At 44.9% G+C, this 20,820-nt stretch carries 15 protein-coding genes; 3 read left to right on the top strand and 12 right to left on the bottom strand.

Annotation, left to right across the window (positions count from 1 at the left end; translation table 11 throughout):
* Window positions 1-7: 7 nt before the first annotated feature.
* Entirely contained in the window at window positions 8-1,576 is a 1,569-nt protein-coding gene (locus BN6539_RS06345; protein ID WP_067535325.1) for a BCCT family transporter, read from the bottom strand.
* Between the two features lie 19 nt (window positions 1,577-1,595).
* Window positions 1,596-2,252 (bottom strand): cobalamin B12-binding domain-containing protein, encoded by a 657-nt coding sequence (locus tag BN6539_RS06340; RefSeq protein WP_067535322.1) that lies wholly within the window; start codon window positions 2,250-2,252, stop codon window positions 1,596-1,598.
* Between the two features lie 181 nt (window positions 2,253-2,433).
* Between BN6539_RS06340 and BN6539_RS06335 the strand changes: the two genes are divergently transcribed.
* Window positions 2,434-3,315 (top strand): LysR family transcriptional regulator, encoded by an 882-nt coding sequence (locus BN6539_RS06335; protein ID WP_067535318.1) that lies wholly within the window; start codon window positions 2,434-2,436, stop codon window positions 3,313-3,315.
* A 737-nt stretch (window positions 3,316-4,052) separates the two neighbouring features.
* Here BN6539_RS06335 and BN6539_RS06325 read toward each other — a convergent pair.
* From BN6539_RS06325 to BN6539_RS06300, 6 genes are all read right to left on the bottom strand, one after another.
* Complete coding sequence (locus tag BN6539_RS06325) at window positions 4,053-5,096, bottom strand: uroporphyrinogen decarboxylase family protein (RefSeq protein WP_067535312.1); 1,044 nt, start codon at window positions 5,094-5,096, stop codon at window positions 4,053-4,055.
* A 22-nt stretch (window positions 5,097-5,118) separates the two neighbouring features.
* The gene (locus tag BN6539_RS06320; RefSeq protein ID WP_067535308.1) at window positions 5,119-5,817 is read right to left on the bottom strand and encodes a hypothetical protein; all 699 of its coding nucleotides are present in this window, start codon (window positions 5,815-5,817) and stop codon (window positions 5,119-5,121) included.
* A 394-nt stretch (window positions 5,818-6,211) separates the two neighbouring features.
* Window positions 6,212-8,011, bottom strand: a complete 1,800-nt coding sequence (locus BN6539_RS06315) for a sigma-54 interaction domain-containing protein (protein ID WP_067535305.1) — start codon at window positions 8,009-8,011, stop codon at window positions 6,212-6,214.
* A gap of 114 nt (window positions 8,012-8,125) precedes the next feature.
* On the bottom strand, window positions 8,126-9,403 hold the full coding sequence (locus tag BN6539_RS06310) for a TRAP transporter large permease (RefSeq protein ID WP_067535301.1): 1,278 nt from the start codon (window positions 9,401-9,403) through the stop codon (window positions 8,126-8,128).
* Window positions 9,400-9,945 (bottom strand): TRAP transporter small permease, encoded by a 546-nt coding sequence (locus tag BN6539_RS06305; protein ID WP_067535297.1) that lies wholly within the window; start codon window positions 9,943-9,945, stop codon window positions 9,400-9,402. The genes BN6539_RS06310 and BN6539_RS06305 overlap by 4 nt, the downstream gene beginning before the upstream one ends.
* Window positions 9,946-10,027: 82 nt before the next feature.
* Window positions 10,028-11,053: a TRAP transporter substrate-binding protein gene (locus BN6539_RS06300; RefSeq protein WP_067535294.1), complete on the bottom strand. Its 1,026-nt coding sequence runs from the start codon at window positions 11,051-11,053 to the stop codon at window positions 10,028-10,030.
* 551 nt (window positions 11,054-11,604) lie between these two features.
* Here BN6539_RS06300 and BN6539_RS06295 point away from each other — a divergent pair.
* Together BN6539_RS06295 and BN6539_RS06290 are read left to right on the top strand one after the other, a co-directional pair.
* Window positions 11,605-12,534, top strand: coding sequence for a glycyl-radical enzyme activating protein (locus BN6539_RS06295; protein WP_067535291.1), 930 nt, complete (start codon window positions 11,605-11,607; stop codon window positions 12,532-12,534).
* Window positions 12,531-14,888 (top strand): glycyl radical protein, encoded by a 2,358-nt coding sequence (locus tag BN6539_RS06290; RefSeq protein ID WP_067535288.1) that lies wholly within the window; start codon window positions 12,531-12,533, stop codon window positions 14,886-14,888. Before BN6539_RS06295 ends, BN6539_RS06290 begins: the two co-directional genes overlap by 4 nt.
* An 84-nt stretch (window positions 14,889-14,972) precedes the next feature.
* On the opposite strand, the gene BN6539_RS06285 is transcribed toward BN6539_RS06290, so the two are convergent.
* The 4 genes from BN6539_RS06285 to BN6539_RS06265 form a co-directional block, all read right to left on the bottom strand.
* Window positions 14,973-15,698 carry a FadR/GntR family transcriptional regulator gene (locus BN6539_RS06285; protein WP_067535285.1) on the bottom strand — a complete coding sequence of 242 codons (726 nt, stop codon included), beginning with the start codon at window positions 15,696-15,698 and terminating at the stop codon, window positions 14,973-14,975.
* A 1,010-nt stretch (window positions 15,699-16,708) separates the two neighbouring features.
* A complete protein-coding gene (locus tag BN6539_RS06275) occupies window positions 16,709-17,467 on the bottom strand; it encodes an SDR family NAD(P)-dependent oxidoreductase (protein ID WP_067535282.1) in 759 nt (252 codons plus the stop codon).
* A gap of 72 nt (window positions 17,468-17,539) precedes the next feature.
* The gene (locus BN6539_RS06270; protein ID WP_067535280.1) at window positions 17,540-18,970 is read right to left on the bottom strand and encodes a sodium-dependent transporter; all 1,431 of its coding nucleotides are present in this window, start codon (window positions 18,968-18,970) and stop codon (window positions 17,540-17,542) included.
* An 84-nt stretch (window positions 18,971-19,054) separates the two neighbouring features.
* Window positions 19,055-20,809, bottom strand: coding sequence for a cobalamin B12-binding domain-containing protein (locus tag BN6539_RS06265; RefSeq protein ID WP_067535277.1), 1,755 nt, complete (start codon window positions 20,807-20,809; stop codon window positions 19,055-19,057).
* Window positions 20,810-20,820: the final 11 nt, after the last annotated feature.

Here is a 20,820-nt window from a genome sequence, read left to right as displayed (position 1 = left end):
TCCATATTTATTCATCATCTGTGGCTACAATCGAATATGTCGGAGCAATCGTCTCCACTGTCTTCTTAATCTTCCACACACAGACCGCACAGATTGCACCCAGTATCATTGACGGCATGCCGCCAATCAATGCCATGGATTTTGCTCCGGTAATTCCTGCAAACGAAATGAATACGTATGCGGATACTGCCATGATGATTGCCCAGATAGATTTTATCCATAGCGGCGGCTCATCTTCATCGCCGATAGGATCTAAGGTTATCGTACTTACCATTGCCGCAGTAGTCGTTGAACTGCTCGCCAAAGTTACGAAAGATAAGTAGATGACGACCAGGAAAACTACACACCAGATGATACCGCCCGGCAATTGCTCGAATACTTTAAACATGGTCGCTTCCATGCCCAATTCATTCATGGAACCCCAGATATCGAAAGTCCCACTTAACTGCATATCAAAGGCAAGAGACCCAAAAGTTACAAACCAGATACAAGTAAATAATGCCGGTATGAGCATTGTACCAATTGCAATCTCCTTAAGAGAACGACCGAACGAGATTTTTGCAAGAAACAATCCTACAATTGGAGCAAATGCTGCCACACTTACATACTGCCATACCATCCAGAAAATAGGTCCGTCGTTACCATCGATGCCTCCCGTATAGCAAATGCTCTGCACAAACGAACCAAATGTGGTTGAGGTACTTTCTGTAAACATGTCAAAAACATAAAGTGTAGGGCCAAATCCGATGACAAAGATTAATACCAGAATATATAATTCCAAATTCCTGTCCGTGATAATCTTGATACCTTTTGCAATACCGCCGATACTCATCAAAAGAAATCCCGCGACGATAATGATTTCAACGATCAGCCACACAAACTTAGATGGCTCAATGCCGAATATGGAATTCAGTCCTGCGCTAATCTGCATGGTCCCCGTCCCAAGGGAGCAGGTAACACCAGAAACAATGCCGAATAGACAAAGTATGTCCACTATATTATTAATTTTTTTATTCGCCGGCTTTCCATTGATCAGATAAAGAAAAGAACTTGCCCTTGACGGCTGCTTATAATTATAGATAGCAATACCTAATGCCATCGCAAAGATGCCATACTGTGCATACTGACCCCAAGCCCATTCAAGATTGTTTTGGGCAAGAGCCTTTACTGCTGCAGCAGGGGATCCCGCCTCAACACCCCACGATTCCCATGGTTCCATAAAGTAGGTCATGGGCTGTGCTACTCCGTAAAACACAATACCAATTGCAATCGTTGCACAGATACACATCCCCCAGTATGAAAATGTTCTGAACTTAGGTTTTGCATCTGGTCCACCCAATTTGATTTTTCCCATGGGGAGAAAAATCATTGCAGCCATTGTGATAAACATAAATAGTGTAATCGGACCCACAATCCACTTAAAGTTGATTACTTCTGCATTTAATGCCGCAGATACCACCGAAGCAAACCCATTTTGATTGATAAAACTAAGAGCGATAATTGCGACCATGATAATTAGTATTGGCCAAAAAATCACAGGGTTCAACTTATACATGACTTTCTTCTTACTATTCATTTTTTGACACCTCCCACATTTACTCTTTTTCAGCAATTAGTTCCTCTGCCTTTTTACAAGCTGTCATGGCATCGATAGAATAACCATCCGCCCCGATTTGATCCGCCCACATCTGAGTAACCGGAGCACCTCCGACCATTGTTTTTACCTTGCCTTTCATCCCAGCCTCTTTCAGCAAATCCTCAATTGTTTTCTGGTGCTCCATAGTCGTCGTCAAAAGCGCGCTGCTGCCTATGATATCTGCATTCACCTCAATCGCCTTATCTACAAATTCCTGGAGTGGAACTTGTTTTCCTAAGTCGAAAACATCAAAACCTGATGCTTTCAGCATAGAGACACAAATTGATTTACCAATATCATGTACGTCATCCTTAACTGTTCCGATTACAATCGTTCCTTTTCTTTCAGAAAGATCACTGCCAGAAGCAACCTCTTCTTCAACACGTTCCGTAACAATTTTCATCACTTCAGATGACATAATCAGTTCGGGAAGAAAAATAGTTCCCTCACTAAATGCCTCCCCCAGTTCTTCCATGCCTTTGCCAAATCCATCTTTTAGTAATTCCACTGCTGTGATGCCTTCCGCTTTCGCTTCTTCAAGTATGCTTTCAACTTCATCAGCATCTGCGTTGACGATAGCCTGTATGGCCCGTTCATTATACTTGTTATCTACCATTTTTTCATCCTTTCTTCCTATAGACCTTATTATAGCGAGAACAGTTGTCAACTCATTCTCGTTGTCTTACATCAATTATATTATCAGATTAATCAGAAATAAAGCTAAAATTTGTTATCTTTGGCATAACCTCTTGTTATGCTGTAGAAATATGGTACAATGAACATAAGGAGGACTTTTTATGAGTTTAGTAAAATACAGGGCGTTTATCCATGTTGTCGAGCACGGCAGCCTTACAAAGGCGGCCAGACTCATGGGTTATTCGCAGCCAGGTATCAGTAAAATGATCGAATCTTTAGAAGACGAACTACACGTCACACTCTTCCTCAGAAATCATTCATCTCTCGAACTTACAGAGAATGGTAAGCAACTGTACGTATTCTGCAAACAAATAATAAAATATGAAGATGCTCTTCTCGATACTGCAAAAGCCATGAACGGTCTCATTACTGGCAGCGTCCGCATAGGCGCCCTCAATTCAATCATCGTTGAATTTGTACCTGAATTAATTAGAGCATTTTCGGAAGACTATCCTATTATACAGATATATTTATACGAGACCTCCTTTTTGGGTATCATAGAGCAGCTAAAAGATAATCTTCTCGATATCGGATTCACAAGCAAATTTGAAGCAAAAGGCCTCGAATTCATCCCCTTGTTCAAAGATCCTATCAGACTCATCGTCAATAAGAACCATCCGCTGGCATCTTACAAAACCATATCTATCAAAGATCTAAACGGATGTGATTTTATCATGATTCCATCCATAGGCGATGATTTGATAAACGTCATAAAGGGAGAAGAAAAATTCACCCCAGTCGTCAAGTACTATGTACACAGCGATGTAGCTGCTGTTGCTATGGTATCAAAAAACCTGGGTGTGTATATCATATCTGAGCTTCAATGTGATAACTTGCCCGATAATGTCATCAAGCTAAACTTTGAAAAAGACGTTTATCGAATTATGGGCATTGGGATAAACTCCCTGAAGACTTCGTCACCAACTCTGAAAGAACTCGTCAAAGTATCCAAAATCAAGGCGAAAGAATACTTATCATTATAAAAGTACTGAAAACCCCTCGTTTGAACGAGGGGACAGACAAGGGTTCTAAATTAGGGCGCTCTAAATTATCATGTGGATGTAACAAGATACCCTCCATGTAGTATGATCACCTTGTCAAATACATCAATCTTACATGAAGAGATGAATTGTTATTCCTAATATTGATTTTATCTCAACATTGCTGAATATCTCTACTGCGGATATTGCAAGGTGCAATATCCGCACAAACGAGAATGCTGTACATTGCAAAACTCTCACCTGTCAGAAAGCCTAAGGATCGCCCCTTCTATGGCAGACCGATGATTGGTCATGGACATAAGATGCGCACCATCAGCCGTCCAGCCCCTGTCTGAATCCCCGAGCATTGATGAACCACGCAACAAATATTTTTATACCCGGGGGGGTGCAGAGAACCAGGGTAAAATACGTGACAATCGACATGTGGGAACCTTACAAGGATGTTGCCGCCGAGTACCTCTATGCATTAACTCCGAAGCTTCATAGCGAAAAAATGGATACGAAAAAGAGGGGCCATTACAACAAGAAAAAGGACTGACCTAACCAAAAAGAGCACTCCCGGCCATTTTTCTTAGCCAAAGTGCTCTTATTTTTTGCTTCAGTACCCACGCAATGATTCAGAATACTTAATAAAAAAGTCTCTTATGATCAAACAATGTGATACATAAAAGACTTTTCGTTCTAGGTAACAATTAATTTTTCAATGATACTTGTATATCTTATCTCTGATTGTATCTTCCATACGACTTTGCTTCATCCACGATGATTTTTGCATATTCATCAGTCATATTAGCGGGAAATTCGCAGCCTGTCGCAAGAATGAATCCCCCGTCTTTCGCAAGCAGATCAATTTCTCGTCGGCATTCTTCACGAAGTTGTTCTTCGGTATAAGTCATCAGATCTCCAGGGTTGATCATTCCGATGATGGTCGTTTGATTGCCATACTTTTCTTTCATCTCTTCTGTAGTCTTGCAGTCTGCAGGGATATGCAGGGTGGAGATAGCCTCCGGCTTCATATATTCAATCTGTTCTTTAAAGTAAATGCCCTGACCACAGTTATGTATCATCACCATGCATCCGCGCTCATGAACATGGTCTGCCAGCCGCTTAATATATGGACCTTCCAGCTCACACCACATCTTTGGACTCATGATTGTCTTAGAGGCATATAAAGTATCAAACATAATCGCATGACAGCCTGTATCCATCAATGCATCTGTAAATCGCATCAAAGTTTCGGTAATATTTTCTAATGCCTTATGAATTTGCGCTTTAGCTGAGAAGGTATCCATCAGCATCCCCTGCAGGCTGCGGAGCATACTTAAAATTCCCAACGGGCCAAATACAAATGCGACAATTGGTTTTTCCTTCCCTTTTGCCGTAACCAATTCCTCTGTCAGTTGAATATATTTGGACATGCGTTCCCCTTGATAAGGATCAATAACACCAATTTTATCATATTCCTCTGCATTTTTTACAAAAGCCTCTATTGATGGGCTTGCTGCCTTATCCTCCGGGTAATCCATTTCCATTCCCCAATCAGCGGCTTCAATAGATAAGTCTACCAGTGTACATATTACATCCACATCACATTCTTCTGTAGCTTTAATAATCGCCTGCGCACATTTGTGAGGGTCTTTTGTCCACTCTGCATAGTTAATCCCCAAATAATTTCTTGATATACTGTTAATCAATGGATACACCGGCACATGATCTGCCTCCTGGTGCTTTAAAGCTTTGGTAACTCTTTCGATAGAATTCATTTCTTCTGCCTCCTTATTTCTCTTATTTTATAATATCATCGTCATCACCGTTCGTAAGTGCATGACAAAATTTACAACTGGTCTCTGTTCCATAACAAAATGCGCATTGGCTGTTGATCGGTTTATAGTCGTCGTTAACGATGAAATAGAGGCCTGCACAGGATTTTAAAGGCACCATGATAGCGCTGTCTCGAACTTCTATGCCTAGCTGCTTAAAATCCAAAAGAGATTTTATTTTTTCCACTTCTCTTGTGGGCATTCCAAAGAAGCCTGGTCCAAAACTGTCGCTGATCTTCGCCTTCGATTCGAATTCCTTTTTAATCAGCATTCGAATCGCATCGGTAAAGGCTGTCCCCCATATATCAGCATAAACCTGGCTGAGCACGTCCTCATCAGGCAGAGTATAATCACCCGCTGAACATGCATAAATATAAAGACCTTTTATGCTGCTCTCCCGCAGCTGCTCAAAGGCCTTGCAGGCGAATTCCTGTTTGCCTGCCCATAGTTTTTTTCCACTGAGTGTTATTTCATCTTTGTCGAAACAAATGTACTGTCCGCGGGGGGTAATTCTGTTCTTTAGCATTTGACGGATATGAGCGGCATCTTTTTTCATCCGTTCAAATTTGGAGCCTTCCCGATCAATTCCAGAGGTTTTCATAAAAAGAGTCCTGGCTAAATCGTTGCACGCATCCCATTGAATATCAAAAAAACACTTTCTCATACGTTTGTATTCCCCCTTCTCTCCTTGCTTCTTTGCAGAAATGCCGACAGAGTTGGTAAGGCCCTGCCGGCACTTGCATTAGGTACATTCGCCATTATCCCGCAACAATGGCAATGATTCTATGACAATTTACATTGTCTAAAAGAATTATAGCGTTTTAAGCACTAAAAATAAAGCGAATAATCATTATGATATGCATAGCTTTTTGTTATATCGTCAGAAGCTGATTTATAAACAAAAAATACCGACAGGATCGGTAAAGCTCCGCCGGTATTTTCGTTAGGTTCATTCGCCATTATCCCGCAACAATGGCAATGATTCTAAGACAATTAAATTGTCTAAAAAAATTATAATGTTTTACAAGCTAAAAGTAAAGTAAATAATTACGACAAGCTCATTCGCAGGCAGGAGGAAATACCAGGTATTTCTCCATCATTCTGTAGAACGTGGCGCGCGACATCCCAAGTAGAACTGCCGCCTCTTGTTTGTTTCCATTGGTGATTTCCAGCGCCTCCTTCAGTAAGTTGGCATTAGCCTTCTCAATCTCTCTGCGGCATTTTTCCAATCTGCCTTCCGGCGTTTCCTGTGTATCAGCCTTAAAGCTATAGGGCTTTGACGAGATAGATGCTTCAATGTCTTTATCGTTAATCACGTTGCGTTTGGAAAGCAGCGCGACTCGCTGTATCACGTTTCTAAGCTCACGCACGTTTCCAGGCCAGTTATATTCGATCAAAGTCTTCTTCGCGCTATGATCAAGCATCTTTGCCAATCTACCGTTAGACTGCGCCACCTGTTTTAAAAAGACTTCCGCCAGAGGGATAATGTCGTCTTCACGTTCGCGCAATGGGGGGATGACCAGGTTGAGAACCTGTAATCTGTAGTAGAGATCTTTTCGAAACAACCCCTCTTCGACCATTCTCTCAAGGTCGCGATTGGTCGCTGTTATGACGCGCACGTCAACTGCGATTTCTCTCGTATCACCGATTCTGGTAATTTTTCCGGTTTCAAGAACACGGAGCAATTTTGACTGGAAGTAGAATGGCATCTCCCCGATCTCGTCCAGGAACAGCGTCCCGCCGTCTGCCAGCTCGAACTTGCCCAGCTGTCCGTTCTTTGACGCTCCTGTAAATGCCCCGCCCACATAACCGAACAATTCACTTTCAAAAAGATTTTCCGGGAAGTTAGCACAGTTGAGAGCGATAAACGCCTCCTGGCTTCTGTTACTGTAATTGTGAATCGCCTGGGCGAACAGCTCTTTGCCCACGCCGCTCTCGCCCACGATCAGAACGCTGTTTCTTCCCGCCGTTGCAAATTCGCTTGCGACGGCGATGCTCTGACGGATTTCCTCGCTCTCGCCGATAATGGAATCAAAGGTGTATTCCGCCGCATGCCCGATAATCTTGTTCACCTTATTCAAGTTCAGTTTATTCAGGTACAGAAATTCCAATACGCCGTCTATCTCGTCATCATCCGTAAAGATCGGATATATATTGTTAGAAACGGACAAGGTGTCTGCAGAATTTGATCTGGACTCCACTGTCACTTCCCAATCCAGGACTTTCCTGCCATTCTCCAATACGTCGAACATCTTGTACTTATTCGATGTACTTTTCATAGCATGAATCGCCGTGCCGCTGTTCTTCATGAGGTCGTTGACGTGGACGCCGACAGCAGCTTCCCGGTCGCTGATGTTCATCACATTGCAGTATGCAGAATTCCCATAGCGGAAAATCGCTTCTCTGTCGTAGATGCACAGTGGGTTATCCATGAAGTCGAGGGCTTTGAGAAGAAAGTCCTTTTCGGCATTCTCTGATTCATAGATACTCATCAGGCGAGTCATATCACCACAGAAACCATCCAGAAATCCGCCATTACTATCGGCTGGCGATTCGGCAAAGAGCAGATAGCCCTTCACACGGTCAGAACAATGCAGCGTTTCCTTCAGAGCCAGCAAATCATCTGCAGACAGGCATCTTCCATATACCTGCATCTGCTGCGCAGGGTACATCCAGATCATCCTTCCCTCCTCTGTGCACAGAAGAATCAACGCCACTTCGCTCCCATGTCGTTCCATCAGAAAGTTACAGATCCTTTCTGCCACGTCATCCTTTACTGATTTTCTATGCCGCATCTCCTGCCCTTTGGCGGCACTGTCGTTTAATAGATCTGTTACAAAATCCAGCTTTGTTTTCATGCTGCGCCTTACCTTCTCTCCATTTTCAGTATTCTTTTACTTGAGTTCAAAGAAAGGGAATCTCATCGTAATAATCTGAGATCCCCTTCAATAATAATTACCAACTGCAGTCCTTTATTTTCCCAGTATCATAAATGGCAGCTGAGAGAGAACCGGTACATATGTAATCAATAACAGCGCACACAGCGTTGCCAGCAAAAACGGCATCGCCGCTCGCACAGTTTCTCCAAAGCTAACCTTGGAAATGTTCGTAGCAGCATAGAGACATACGCCTACAGGCGGAGTAGATAGTCCCAAAACGAGGTTGATACAGATGATCAGGCCTGTTTGAATAGGATCAATGCCCAAACTCTGCATAGCAGGCGCCAGAATCGGCGCTACCAGAAGAATTGCAGGAGAACTGTCCATAAACATTCCGACAATTAACAGAGCTACATTGATAATTAAAAGCTTCAAAATTAACGAACAGTCCATACTGACAAGAGCCTCTGTCAGTATTACAGTAATTCGTTCATTTGAAATAACCCAGCCGAACAAATAACATCCGCCAACAATCAACATGATAGCTCCGCTGTCTACCGCACTCTGCACAACACATTTCCATAAACTCCTCCAAGTGATTGTTTTATAAAACATGGACAGTACCAAAGCATAAACGACTGCAAGGGCAGCCGCCTCTGTAGGCGTGACAACACCCGACACAATGCCGCCGATAATCATCACCGGAATTCCCAGGCAGGGCAGCGCTTCCAATGTAGCTTTACCGCGCTGCTTCCATGTAGTCTTTTCCATCCTTGGAAAATGATCTTTGCGCGAATAAATGTAGATGACCATCATCAAAAGGCCTCCCATCAATATCCCCGGCATGACACCTGCTACGAACATATCACTTACCGATACCTTCGCGCAGGAAGCATATATGACGAAAGCCAATGACGGCGGTATGACAGGGCAACAGGTAGATGCCACCGAAGTCAGTCCAGCGCAGAAGCCCGATGGATATCCTTCTTTTTTCATGGCAGGAATTAAGAGGGAACCTACCGCCGAAGTTCCGGCGATGGCTGAGCCTGATACAGTACCAAATAGCATACAGGCAAGCACGTCTACCATGGCAAGACCTCCCCTGACATGGCCTACGAAGGATTGTGCGCAGGCGACCAGCCGCTTGGTAATTCCCCCGCTTGCCATGATATTTCCTGCAAGGATAAAGAATGGCAAAGAAATCATTACGAAAATGTTGATTCCATAGATCATCCTTTGCGAAATAAGTGCCCATGAGATGTCACCGATAATGAACGCGTAGCCGACAGTAGAAATAACCAGTACAAATGCAATGGGAATCCCAAAGGCCAGCAGCAGGAAAAAAATCACAAACAGAATCCACGTTGTCATAAAACAACCTCCTCTCCGGGTTCCTCCGCTTCAGGAGACAGTTCCAGCTTCACCATATCTCCGTAAACATGAAGTTCAAGCAGCTGAATGATCGTATAGTAAAGCATAATCACTCCGCAAATAGGCAATGAGCAGTAGAACCACGCCAAAGATATCTTCGGCATCGTGGTAGCCATATGGTCAATCTGTGCCAAGGTATATTCAAAACTTGAAAATATAAAAATAATTAATCCAATCAGTAAAATAAAATGAGAAACAAATAAGATTGCCCTTTTCACTTTTCCTTTTAAGCGGTCTTTTAATACGTCTACGCCAATATGCAGTAAATATCTGCTCGAGATGGCAGAGCCTAATAGGCTCATCCAAATAAATAGCAGGCAGCTCAGTTCTGTAGCCCAGCTGATTGACACATCCAGTTGCCTCAACGCAATCTGTACTGTAACCAAGATCAGCAGCAGTGCTGCTTGAATCCCTAAAAATATTTGGCAGCCTTTATCGATCCAGGCTCCTACAAAAACGAGTCTTTGTATCAGTGCCTTCATAGTCATCCTCCTCGCTTATGATTAACCGCCACCGCCCCGCTATATAGGCGTCAGGCAGTGGCAGACTTTGGTTATTCGACAATTACTTTCTTAGGTCATCCACGATGTCAAGGAGTTCTTGCCATTCTGGATTTGCCTTCAGGTATTTTTTGTATACAGGCTGCACAGCCTCAACCCATGCATCCTTGTCTTCAATTTCAGTAACGGTCCATCCATCTTCTTTGCTGTACTTGTCAATCAACTTCTGGTTTTCTTCGAGCAGATAAGCTCTCTGTGCTTTCCCTGCTTCTTTCGCTGCATCTTTGATCAATTTCTGATCCTCTTCTGGCAGACCTTCCAGCCAGTCGTCTGCAACGACCACAACTCCTCCGGCATAGAAGTGATTTGAAACGCAGACATTTTTCAGAACTTCCGTAAATCCATCTGATTCTGTAGGAACAAAACCGTTGTCCTGCGCCTCTACCATCCCTGTCTGAAGGCTGGTGTACAATTCACTATAACTGATAGATAACGGCACAGCGCCTAACTCCTTATACATATCGACCAGCATTTCACTCATCATGCTTCTCATTTTCAGCCCCTTCATATCGGCAAGCTTGCTTACTTTTCTGTCTGTCGTAAAGACATATCTCCATCCATCTTCGTGGAAAGCGATTGCTTCCAAATTATCTACCGCCGAAATTTCAGAGAGAATTTTCTCGCCAAATTCACTATCCAGACATTTTTCTAAATGTTCCGGATCATCGAAAAGAAACGGCAGCTGCATGATGTCTGTAATCGGTGTGAATCCATTCAGACTTCCCAGCGATGTCCACATCATCTCCAGATTTCCTGTCTGCACCATCTCGATTCCCTCAATTTCATCAGTAGTCATATCGCCGTGGTAGCAATTCACTTTCACTCTTCCGTCCGTAGCTTCTTCTACAATTTTCTTAAACTCGGCAGTACCGTGATCATATGCACTTCCCGGAGCACAGACGTCTGCAATACGGATTGTGTAACTAGGCAGTTCTGAATCTGAACCTCCTTCACCGCCTCCCTGTCCGCAAGCGGTCATTCCAAAGACTAGACAAAGGGTCAGCATGATTGCCAAAAACGATTTCTTCATTGATAGTTCCTCCTTTTCATCACTTAACATAATAATACCATTGATTCCATCTTCTACCATGGTCCAATATTTACCAATATTGAGCACTTAGAGAGTATTTGATATATCAAAACTTCTGTTTTACTTTATCAACCTCCTCACTTTTAGTTTCTAATCTGCTCATATCGTAATAGATGCGATATGCCGATGTCGTTTATCATTAGAGCAAGTATCATGCCATGGAGCAATTTTCCGCAAAATTGACTGAAAAATGCGACATATCACCTGGATTCATCTCAAAATTGTGTCATTTTATGTATCATTTTTGAGATTTTACTCGCAATTCTGTCTCACATTTTAAACACTCTCATCATGCTTATTTCTTGATACCACTTACTTGCATTTTAATCGCGTCTTATATTTGAGACGACTGACTCTGCCTTTGTCTCAATTCTGATCAACATTTTACAAAAACCACAGTAAAACGAATCAAAATCAATTATCCGAACCGTGGCACGTTTCTTGCTGTAGTATTTTGTGTGCAGCAACATGAAAAGAAAGGGAGAACTGTTTTGATATTCAATATACAAAAATGTTCCATTCACGATGGAAACGGACTGCGCACACTGGTATTTCTCAAAGGCTGTCCTCTACACTGCCTTTGGTGTGCCAATCCAGAGTCGCAATCCTATCAAGAGGAGATTATGGAAATCCCCAGAAAATGCATTCACTGCGGCACCTGTCAGAGGGTCTGCCCAGAGGCAGCGATTTCTCTGGTTGACGGCGATTTTGTCATCGACCGCAGTCAATGCAGAAACTGTCTCAGATGTGTGGATGTCTGCTATGCCGAATCCAAAGAGCTGGTGGGCAGGGAGATGGATGCGGATGCCGTTTTCAAAGAGATTTACAAGGATCGGCTTTACTACGAATTGTATGGCGGCGGCGTAACCTTTTCAGGTGGCGAACCTTTGACCCATCCGGAATTTCTGACCGCAATCACAGAGAAATGCAAACGGTTCAGAATCAACACGGCCATAGAGACCTGCGGTTTTGGTGATTACGAGGCGTTCAAAACGGCGCTTCCTTATATAGACCACATATTCTTCGACCTCAAGCACATTGATTCTGCGGCCCATCAACAGCTGACCGGCGCAGGCAACGAGGAAATCATAAAGAATCTTAACTTGATTTCAAACCACGACATTCCCATCACCGTGCGAACGCCTGTGGTACCAGGATACAATGACTCACAAGAGAACATCATCGGCATCGCCACATTGATCAAAGACATTCCGGCGGTCAAAGAGTACGAGCTGCTGCCTTATCACAACCTGGGCAGCGGAAAATACGCCTCTCTGGGCAGACCTTATGCCCTGGGCGGCACCGAGCCGCCTGCAGAGGAGCAAATCATTCAGTTGGTGAAACTGGCGGGTCAGATATTAAAACCATCTGGCAAGCAGTGTTTTTATACTAAAAAAAATAAAAAGGAGATATTGTTATGATGTCAGAGAGAATCGCGGCAATGAGCGACAAAGTGCGCAACACCCAACCGACCATCTGCCTGGACCGCGCCAGGTTGATGACCGAATTTTACAGCCAGCCGTCCATGGAAAACTATATTCTTCGGAGGGCACAGGCCTTTCAGTATTTTCTGGAGAACAAGAAGATCTTTATCGATCCAGACGGTGAGCAGCTGGCAGGCCACCTGGGTTCCCGCTGGCAAGCTGTTCCTCTCCATCCCGATGTAACTGCCTGGTTATACGACGATTTGGAAACCCTGGACACCAGACCTTCTGATCGTCTGGAATTTCTTCCTGGTGAAAAGGATGAACTGCGGAAGATCGCTAAGATTTGGAAAGGCCACGCCTTTGGAGATTTTGCCAGAGCACAGACAGAAGATTTGACGAGAAAGATGATCGACGTGGGTATCTGCACCCACGGTATTTCCAACCAATCCACCATGAATCATTCGCCTAATTACGAAGACCTGGTGAAGCACGGTTACCGCTACTACATCGACCAGTGCAAGGAAAAGCTGGCCGCGCACAATGTAGACGATGTCTACGACATGGAGCAGAGAATTGCATGGCAGGCCATGATCATCACCATGGAAGCGATCATCAGCTTTGCTCACCGCTATGCGGATATGGCAGAAAACATGGCAGCACAGTGCCTCGACGAGACGCGGAAAGCTGAGCTTTTGACCATGGCAGAAAACTGCAGAGTGGTTCCGGAATTTGCGCCGAAGACCTTCCTGCAAGCCAATCAGCTAGTATGGTTCAACCACTTGTCCCAGGTGTTAGAAGTGGCAGGCGGCGACCACACCCTGGGACGTTACGACCAGTACATGTATCCGTTCTACGAAAAGGAGGCTGCCAAAGGCGCCAGTGAAGAATATTTCAAGGATATCATCTTAGAATTCAAGCTCAAAATCTGCGAACTTTGGAATATCAGGACAGAGAAGGAGTCCATCGCCGATCCGGGCTGCCCTCTGTGGATGCACATCATGTTGGGCGGCGTCCTGCCTAACGGCAAGGACGGCTGTAATGAACTGACCCGCGTATTCTTACGCAGCATGAAAGACCTGCAGACCGACGAGCCTTGCATTTCTTTCCGCTGGCATCCGAATATCGACGAGGAGACCTTCCGGCTGGCCATCGACGTAGCGAGAGAAGGCGGCAGCCACCCGGCCTTCTACAACGACACCACGGCAATCACCTACCTTCTGGGCTTAGGCTTCACCTTGAAGGAAGCGCGTAACTGGGGCATCTGCGGCTGCATCGAGCCGCACGTTCTGGGCAAGACAGACTTTCAGAGCAATCCGGGGTATTTCAACCCGATCAAAATCTTCGAAATCGCCCTCCATAACGGCTGTGACCCTGTGACAAAGACGCAGCTGGGACCGGTAACCGGCGATCCAAGAGAGTTCACTTGCATAGAAGATGTCATGGATGCCTATGCAGAGCAGCATAACTTCTTCCTGAGAGAATTTGTCACACTGTGCAACCGAACCCTGGCGGCCCACGCTTATGCGCTGCCGACTTTGATCGGCTCCTGTTTCTCCGTAGGCTGCATTGAGAAGGGAAAGCTGTTACAGCAGAAAGGCTCCAATCACCATTATTCGGCCATCGCCATCTCCGGCATCGCCAATATCGTGGATTCCCTGGCTGCCATCGATGAGTGCGTCTTCAAGAAGCATTACCTGACTATGGGTGAGCTGATCGACCTGCTGGATACCAACTTTGAGGGTCGCGAAGATCTGCGCCAGCTTTTGATCAACAAAGCGCCGAAGTTCGGCAACAACATCGAAGAGGTTGACAAGTATGCCGGCTGGCTCATCGGATTCATCGACGATTCCTTCCAGCAGTATCACGATGCTCACGGCGGCCCATATACTACATTGGTCGCTACCCAGGCTTACAACATCGAACTGGGCAAGCTGATCGGCGCAACCCCTGACGGCAGACTGGCAGGTGAGGCTCTGGCAGACAATGCGTCGCCTTCCCTGGGCTGTGATGTCAACGGGCCTACTGCAGTGGTGAACTCCTTAAGCGCTTGCGACGAGCTGGTGCCGCAAAGCGGCCTGTTATTGAATCAGCGCTTCGATCCAGCCATCGTTGCTGGGGAAAAAGGCATCGACATCATCGAAACCGTATTCCGCGCCCACTTCGCCCAGAACGGATATCACATCCAGATCAACGTGGTAGACGACGAGACCCTGCGCGCGGCGCAAAAAGATCCGGATAACTACAGGCATATCCTAGTCCGTGTAGCGGGATACTCCGCATACTTCGTCGATCTTAGCGCAGAAATACAGGACAATATCATCGAAAGAACCGTTCAGAGAAGCGTATAATTCCTTATATAGTTAAAGATGCGAAAACCCGCCCCTGAGACTTCAGCCAGTCACCAGGCGCGGGTTTTCATTTGTTATAAGTTCCTATTTTCCGCTCGTTTTCAATTGGAAATTCATGGAGTCCAGCAGATGATTGTATGCCAGGCTCTTTGCTTTTTCAGCTTCATGATTCTTCAGCGCTTCAAACAGTTCTCTGTGCTGTACTAGGGACTCTTTCTTAAATGCCTCTGTATCCGTGCCAACGGCATAGATGTCCTCAATGATCTGATGATTGAAAATATCATAGTATGCGGTCAGGGCACTGGTGATCAGGTTATTCTTTGCCAATTCTCTGATGCAGGCGTGAAACTGATAATTCATATCCACCAGATTCTTTGAGTTACCCATTGCCTCTTCGCAGGCAATCATGAGTTCTTCCAGTTTGACCAGACCTTCTTCATCCACTTTTTGGGCGGCGAGAAAAACCGCTTCGGGTTCTAAAGCACAGACGAACTCTACCATTTCATGGTTGTCCGCCAACTCCAAACTGGCAGCAAAGTCTCCCTGCTTGGCAATATCGTCTCTGCACTTTACGTAGGTTCCGTGCTTGGTCCGGTGTATAAACCCTTGTGTATCGAGAATCTTATATGCTTCCCGCAAGGTGCTGCGGCTCACATTCAGTTTTTTACAGAATTCGTTCTCATTTGGAAAAACAAACCCGTCATGAAACTCCCTTGATACAATCATATTCTTTATTTTGTCAGCCAGATAGTCAGATTGTGTTTTAATCTCATTGATTACCAGTTTATCTAATAGCTTGTCGTTCTCCATGTAATTCTCCATTTTTCAATAAAATTCTATGGTTCAATAGTTCCTGTCTCTCGGCAACATATTGCTTCGCAATATTCCTACGCTCGCACAGTTCACTCCGCTGTCCGTTCTGCCTAGCCAAGCAAGCTTGGGGCAGAAAGGCAACGCCGTTTGATTCTGGAACTATTATACCATGACGATTCCTTTGAATATAGAATCAAACGTCATGATTCAATGAACGTTTCCTTGCAACGAAGTTGAGAGGATCGTACGTTCATTATACCATGTGCATTCCTCTAAAAATAGAATCGAGGCACATGATTCAATAGTTCCTACCTCTCGGCAACGCCGTTTGATTCTGGAACTATTATACCATGACGTTTCCTTTGAATATAGAATCAAACGTCATGATTCAATGAATGTTTCCTTGCAACGAAGTTGAGAGGATTGTACGTTTATTATACCATACAGCAAGTTATAAAAAAAGTGGAAATGACGGAACCTGCGATTCCTATTTCCACATGTCGCCCGCAAGGGGTGACTCTTCGCAGGGTACTTTCTTTGATATTCCGTCAATATCGATTTCATCGATATTTCCTGCATAATAAATAAAGCGGAACCACGCTTTGTCTTACGGCAAACGCATGAAATAAATTGACACGCCTTCATTTCTAAAAAAGCAGGGCATGATGGCACAAAACACTGCCCATGTCCATATTTCCGCCTTCATTCTTGTTTTTTTTAAGTTTACTTGCGCTACCCCCTTTGCAAACATGGGATTCATACTATAGAAATTGCCATATAAGGAATTATATGGAATGATATTGACTGGAACCTGATGGATAAAAGGGTAAATGCCTTTGAAACCAGTCAGATTTTTCTCTCGCACGCAAGTAGATCGTCTAAATTCAAAAATGAGGGCGGATTGGTTTACTATAATCAAAAAAAGTGCAAGTAACAGCTCAAAAAATGAAAATGAAGGCGCACGCAAATGTTTTCATGCGTTTGCCGTGCGCTTTGTCTGCCCACCTCTAAATAATCATACCTCCGTTGATGGAAACCACCGCGGAAGTCATAAAACCTGCTGCGTCGTCAGCAGCAAAGAGAATCGCCTCTGCCACTTCTTCCGGCTTGCCTAATCGCCCAATCGGCTGGCGGGCAAAGAAGTCAGCTTTCATAGCTTCAGGATTTTCTGCGTGATCGATGCGATACTGCAGGGACGGCGTCAAAATCGTTCCCGGGCATACCACATTGCAGCGAATCCCCTGGTCCACATACTCTGCCGCAAGGGAATGGCTCATGGAAAGAACAGCGCCTTTCGATGCAGAGTAGGCAAAACGATCCTTCAATCCTTTTTGTGCCGCAATTGATGCGATATTGACAATGGAACCGTGATGTTTTTCCAGCATACATGGCAAAACCTCGCGAATCATCATAAAAGTGCCCTTCGCATTGACGTCCATCATTTTATCCCAGTCCTCTTCTCTAGTGTTGTCCGCACGTCCTGCAATGACAATCCCCGCAACGTTTACCAGAACGTCAACTGTGCCAAAGCGGCCGATGGTGGCTGCGACAATTTTCTTTACATCTTCTGACTTTGAAACGTCTCCCTGCACATAAATGCCTTCTCCTCCCTGTTTTTCAACGAGAGCCAGGGTTTCTGCACCACTTTTTTCCGTGACGGAATTTACTACGACTTTGGCGCCTTCCCTAGCAAAAGCCACAGCGGCAGCCTGGCCGATACCTGCTCCAGAGCCCGTGATAATGACTACTTTTCCTGTAAATCTCATAACAGTTTCCTCCTTTTAACAGAACGGGCTGATTTGCGTGCGTCCGCATACCAGCCCAATCAATCGTTTGCTTTAGAATAATGAAATTACCGCGGTAATCGTAAAGTATACCAGACAGATAACCGCAACGTATTTATACATATAGTCAATTGGTCTGCCCCATTTGACAGCCGATGTCGGAAGATACCATTCTTCCCTGACAGTCTTTGCCCCAACCTTCCAAGCTAATACGATGGCAAGCGCTGCCGCGTCAAAGGTGTACATGATGTTGCCGATGACATTATCGAATACAGCGAAGAAAGCGTCATTCCAAACACATGGAATTGCAATCAGCACTGCGATGACGACACAGGTCAATACGGCTTTCTTTCTGCTCATGCCAAAACCTTCTTCGTCCATCAAAGCCTGGACAGGAATCTCAACCTGATTCAGCGATGATGAAATTCCAGCAAACATCAGAGCGATAAAGAACAGGATCAAGAAGATGCTGCCGCCTGGAATTGTTGCAAATACAGTCGGCAGTGAAACAAACAGCAATCCTTTTCCGATAAATGGATCTAATCCAAAAGCGACGACTGCCGGTATGACGACAAAACCAGAAATCAGGCAGATGGTCAGCTGGACTACATTTACAGTGATAAAATCTGTAGCAATATCCATATCATCGTCCACATATCTGCCATATGCCAACAGGCATGCAGGTCCAAGCCCTACTGCGAAGAGAGCCATTCCAGCGGCTGCCGCCCACATCTGTGGGTTTGCCAATTGTGCCCAGTCAGGTCTGATGTAGAATTCAATACCTTCTGCAATTCCCGGAATCAGACAGATACGAATCGTAATCGCAATCAAAATGAGGAACAGCAGTGGAAGGAGAATCTTACAGATTTTCTCAATACCCTTCTGAATGCCTCGTAAACTGACAAATGCCACCAGAAGAATCACTGCCACAACAAGGATATAGATTACCGGCCTGTTGTCGTTGGTAGCATCGTAGACTGCCTGTGCATTCTGTGCATAATCAATTCCACCAAAAGACTTAAAAATATAGCATAGAATAATTGCCATTATTGCGGGATAATATGCAAATAAACCTAAAGAAGTACCACCCATGATGTAACCGAGACCTTTACCAGTTTTGCCAGCGACTGCGTTGAGCGCACCGACAGGTCCCTTTTTGAACTTTCTGCCGAAAGAGATTTCTGCCCATCCGGCGGGTATCACGATTACAATACAAATAACTACGAATGCGAGTACAAATGCGCCGCCTCCCCATTGCGCACACATCATAGGGAACCTCCACATTGCACCGACACCTACAGCTAAACCGACTGTAGATAGGATAAATCCAAGCCTGGATCCAAATCCATCTTGATTTTTTACAGTTTTTTGATCACCGCCTGCAGGGCTTTTCTTCTTTCTCATAGATTGTAAAATAAGAAGAACACTTCCCCCGCCAAATAATACTGCATAAATCAGCAGCAGCGCGATTGTAATTCCTGACATAATTCACTCCTCTCTGCCTCTTACCATCGAGACATAAAAATATAGTTGATGCGTCTAATCCCGTCCCCTATTATAATTAATCAGTTAAAGATCTAAAACTTTAACTAAATAATCAACGATTTTATCAATGTCATTATCGACATTAATTCCCATAGCTGCCAATCGGTCTGCAACGTCAACAGGTAAGTCACTGCCATCCATTGGCTCGTTTAATCTGCCGCCCATGACGATCGGTACGTTGATACCCAGGTTCCTGAACGTCTTGACCATTTCTTCGCCAAAGCTGAAAGCAATTCCATTATAGGTACTAATTAATACTGCACGGCTTTCTGTTTCAATGACTGTATCGCCCAGTTCTGCAATTGCTACATTTGTGCCGAGATCGAACACCTCTGCTCCAGCTTTCTGCAGCACGGTTTTGCTGATCTCTTTGCCGAATTCGTGAACGTCTGTCGAAGCGACGATGACATTGACCCCCTTTAACGGCTGTTTATCCAATCCGTCGATCCCGTTAATGATAGTGGTCTGCTGCCGGTCAATTTCCTTTACAATAGACGTCGGTCTGACAGGAATTCTGCCTCTCATGGCCTCCGCATCTTTCCTGCCTACGCCAAAGTTGGTCTCCAGCTGTGTAACGCCGATGGCCTTGAGGGCTGCCAGCACTTCGCCCGGGTGGGTGATATCGATGTTTTGTTCGTCCAGTCCGTTGAGAACTCGCTCAAAGAAGATATTGCCGCAAGCGACCAGTATATCGGCCTCCGCTTCCACTCGCTGCACGTCAACGTAATCCTTATAATATTTAGCCGATTCAATGGCCATATCTACAGTATTGTGGGCATCGATGATCTCGTCTATGGCAGGAACCCTGATGGCTTCTGTCACAGGAATCGGCGTAATCGCGTGACCGCTTGGACAGATCATCTGGCCGATTGCATCTGCCATGGCATATGAAGTTACCGCGCCGTAGTTCTTCGGCATATTATAAGAGAAATCAATGGTATTCCCATAAATCATCGAACCAGGAGTATGGTAAGTATTAATCTTACCCATTGCACTGTTAAAGATAATCCTGATCATAGGATCGTTAAACAGATTGCCGAAGCAATGACCTACCCTAGCGCCTAAGAGGTCTTCACAGATATATCTTTCCAGCTTTGCATATCCCACTAAGTTCGCCAGGTCATGGAACTGTGCGCCGAAACCATCGTCGAGGTTCGAGTGGATGATGGTACCCTGATCACTTAATCTTGCCATCAGACCGATCGCCTTGACCATGTCTATGGTCCGATACTCCTCCATATCTAAACCGGGGTATTCGTATGTATAGTAGTGTGAGATGTTTCCAATAGTCGTAACACCGGCCTTCAGCCCCAGCATCGTATTCTGCAGTGAATTCAGTGAACCGATGATGTGGTCGCCCAGATGAGGCTGGACAGGCACCACCTGACCGAGACGCGCCCATTCATCCTCGTTTTTCAAAATCAGCCCTGATCCCGGCTGTATCTTGCTGCGATGTTCTTCCGGCACGCCCATGACCCAGTCCAGACAGGCGCCATAACGGTCGATATAAGAACCGGATTTCGTCAGCTCGTCGTAAATCTTTTCCAGCCCCTCTTCCTGTGCCTGCCAGGAATTCAGGCCGACGGCTGAGTGCTTCATGACCTTCTTCTCTTTCATCATCCGTTCCTTGTATTCCCGTTCGGAAGAAACTCCGAACTTTTCCATGAACAGAGTCCTGCCGATGGTCACATTCTTTGCAATCCCGTCGATCTCATGATTTAACGTCCCCATGTCAGGCAAGTCTTTAATATTAAACTTCCACTTAAACTTCAATTCCATGTTAACCTCCC

It is taken from the genome of Emergencia timonensis (assembly GCF_900086585.1).
GTDB lineage: Bacteria > Bacillota > Clostridia > Peptostreptococcales > Anaerovoracaceae > Senimuribacter > Senimuribacter timonensis.
The sequence above is the reverse complement of the archived record's forward strand: the minus strand, read 5'-3'. Positions and strand labels throughout refer to the sequence as shown.

Excerpts from the sequence above, each read along its gene's own strand:
- BN6539_RS06345 (WP_067535325.1), bottom strand. The coding sequence starts at position 1,576 with ATGAATAGTAAGAAGAAAGTCATGTATAAGTTGAACCCTGTGATTTTT.
- BN6539_RS06340 (WP_067535322.1), bottom strand. The coding sequence starts at position 2,252 with ATGGTAGATAACAAGTATAATGAACGGGCCATACAGGCTATCGTCAAC.
- BN6539_RS06335 (WP_067535318.1), top strand. The coding sequence starts at position 2,434 with ATGAGTTTAGTAAAATACAGGGCGTTTATCCATGTTGTCGAGCACGGC.
- BN6539_RS06325 (WP_067535312.1), bottom strand. The coding sequence starts at position 5,096 with ATGAATTCTATCGAAAGAGTTACCAAAGCTTTAAAGCACCAGGAGGCA.
- BN6539_RS06320 (WP_067535308.1), bottom strand. The coding sequence starts at position 5,817 with ATGAGAAAGTGTTTTTTTGATATTCAATGGGATGCGTGCAACGATTTA.
- BN6539_RS06315 (WP_067535305.1), bottom strand. The coding sequence starts at position 8,011 with ATGAAAACAAAGCTGGATTTTGTAACAGATCTATTAAACGACAGTGCC.
- BN6539_RS06310 (WP_067535301.1), bottom strand. The coding sequence starts at position 9,403 with ATGACAACGTGGATTCTGTTTGTGATTTTTTTCCTGCTGCTGGCCTTT.
- BN6539_RS06305 (WP_067535297.1), bottom strand. The coding sequence starts at position 9,945 with ATGAAGGCACTGATACAAAGACTCGTTTTTGTAGGAGCCTGGATCGAT.
- BN6539_RS06300 (WP_067535294.1), bottom strand. The coding sequence starts at position 11,053 with ATGAAGAAATCGTTTTTGGCAATCATGCTGACCCTTTGTCTAGTCTTT.
- BN6539_RS06290 (WP_067535288.1), top strand. The coding sequence starts at position 12,531 with ATGATGTCAGAGAGAATCGCGGCAATGAGCGACAAAGTGCGCAACACC.
- BN6539_RS06285 (WP_067535285.1), bottom strand. The coding sequence starts at position 15,698 with ATGGAGAACGACAAGCTATTAGATAAACTGGTAATCAATGAGATTAAA.
- BN6539_RS06275 (WP_067535282.1), bottom strand. The coding sequence starts at position 17,467 with ATGAGATTTACAGGAAAAGTAGTCATTATCACGGGCTCTGGAGCAGGT.
- BN6539_RS06270 (WP_067535280.1), bottom strand. The coding sequence starts at position 18,970 with ATGTCAGGAATTACAATCGCGCTGCTGCTGATTTATGCAGTATTATTT.
- BN6539_RS06265 (WP_067535277.1), bottom strand. The coding sequence starts at position 20,809 with ATGGAATTGAAGTTTAAGTGGAAGTTTAATATTAAAGACTTGCCTGAC.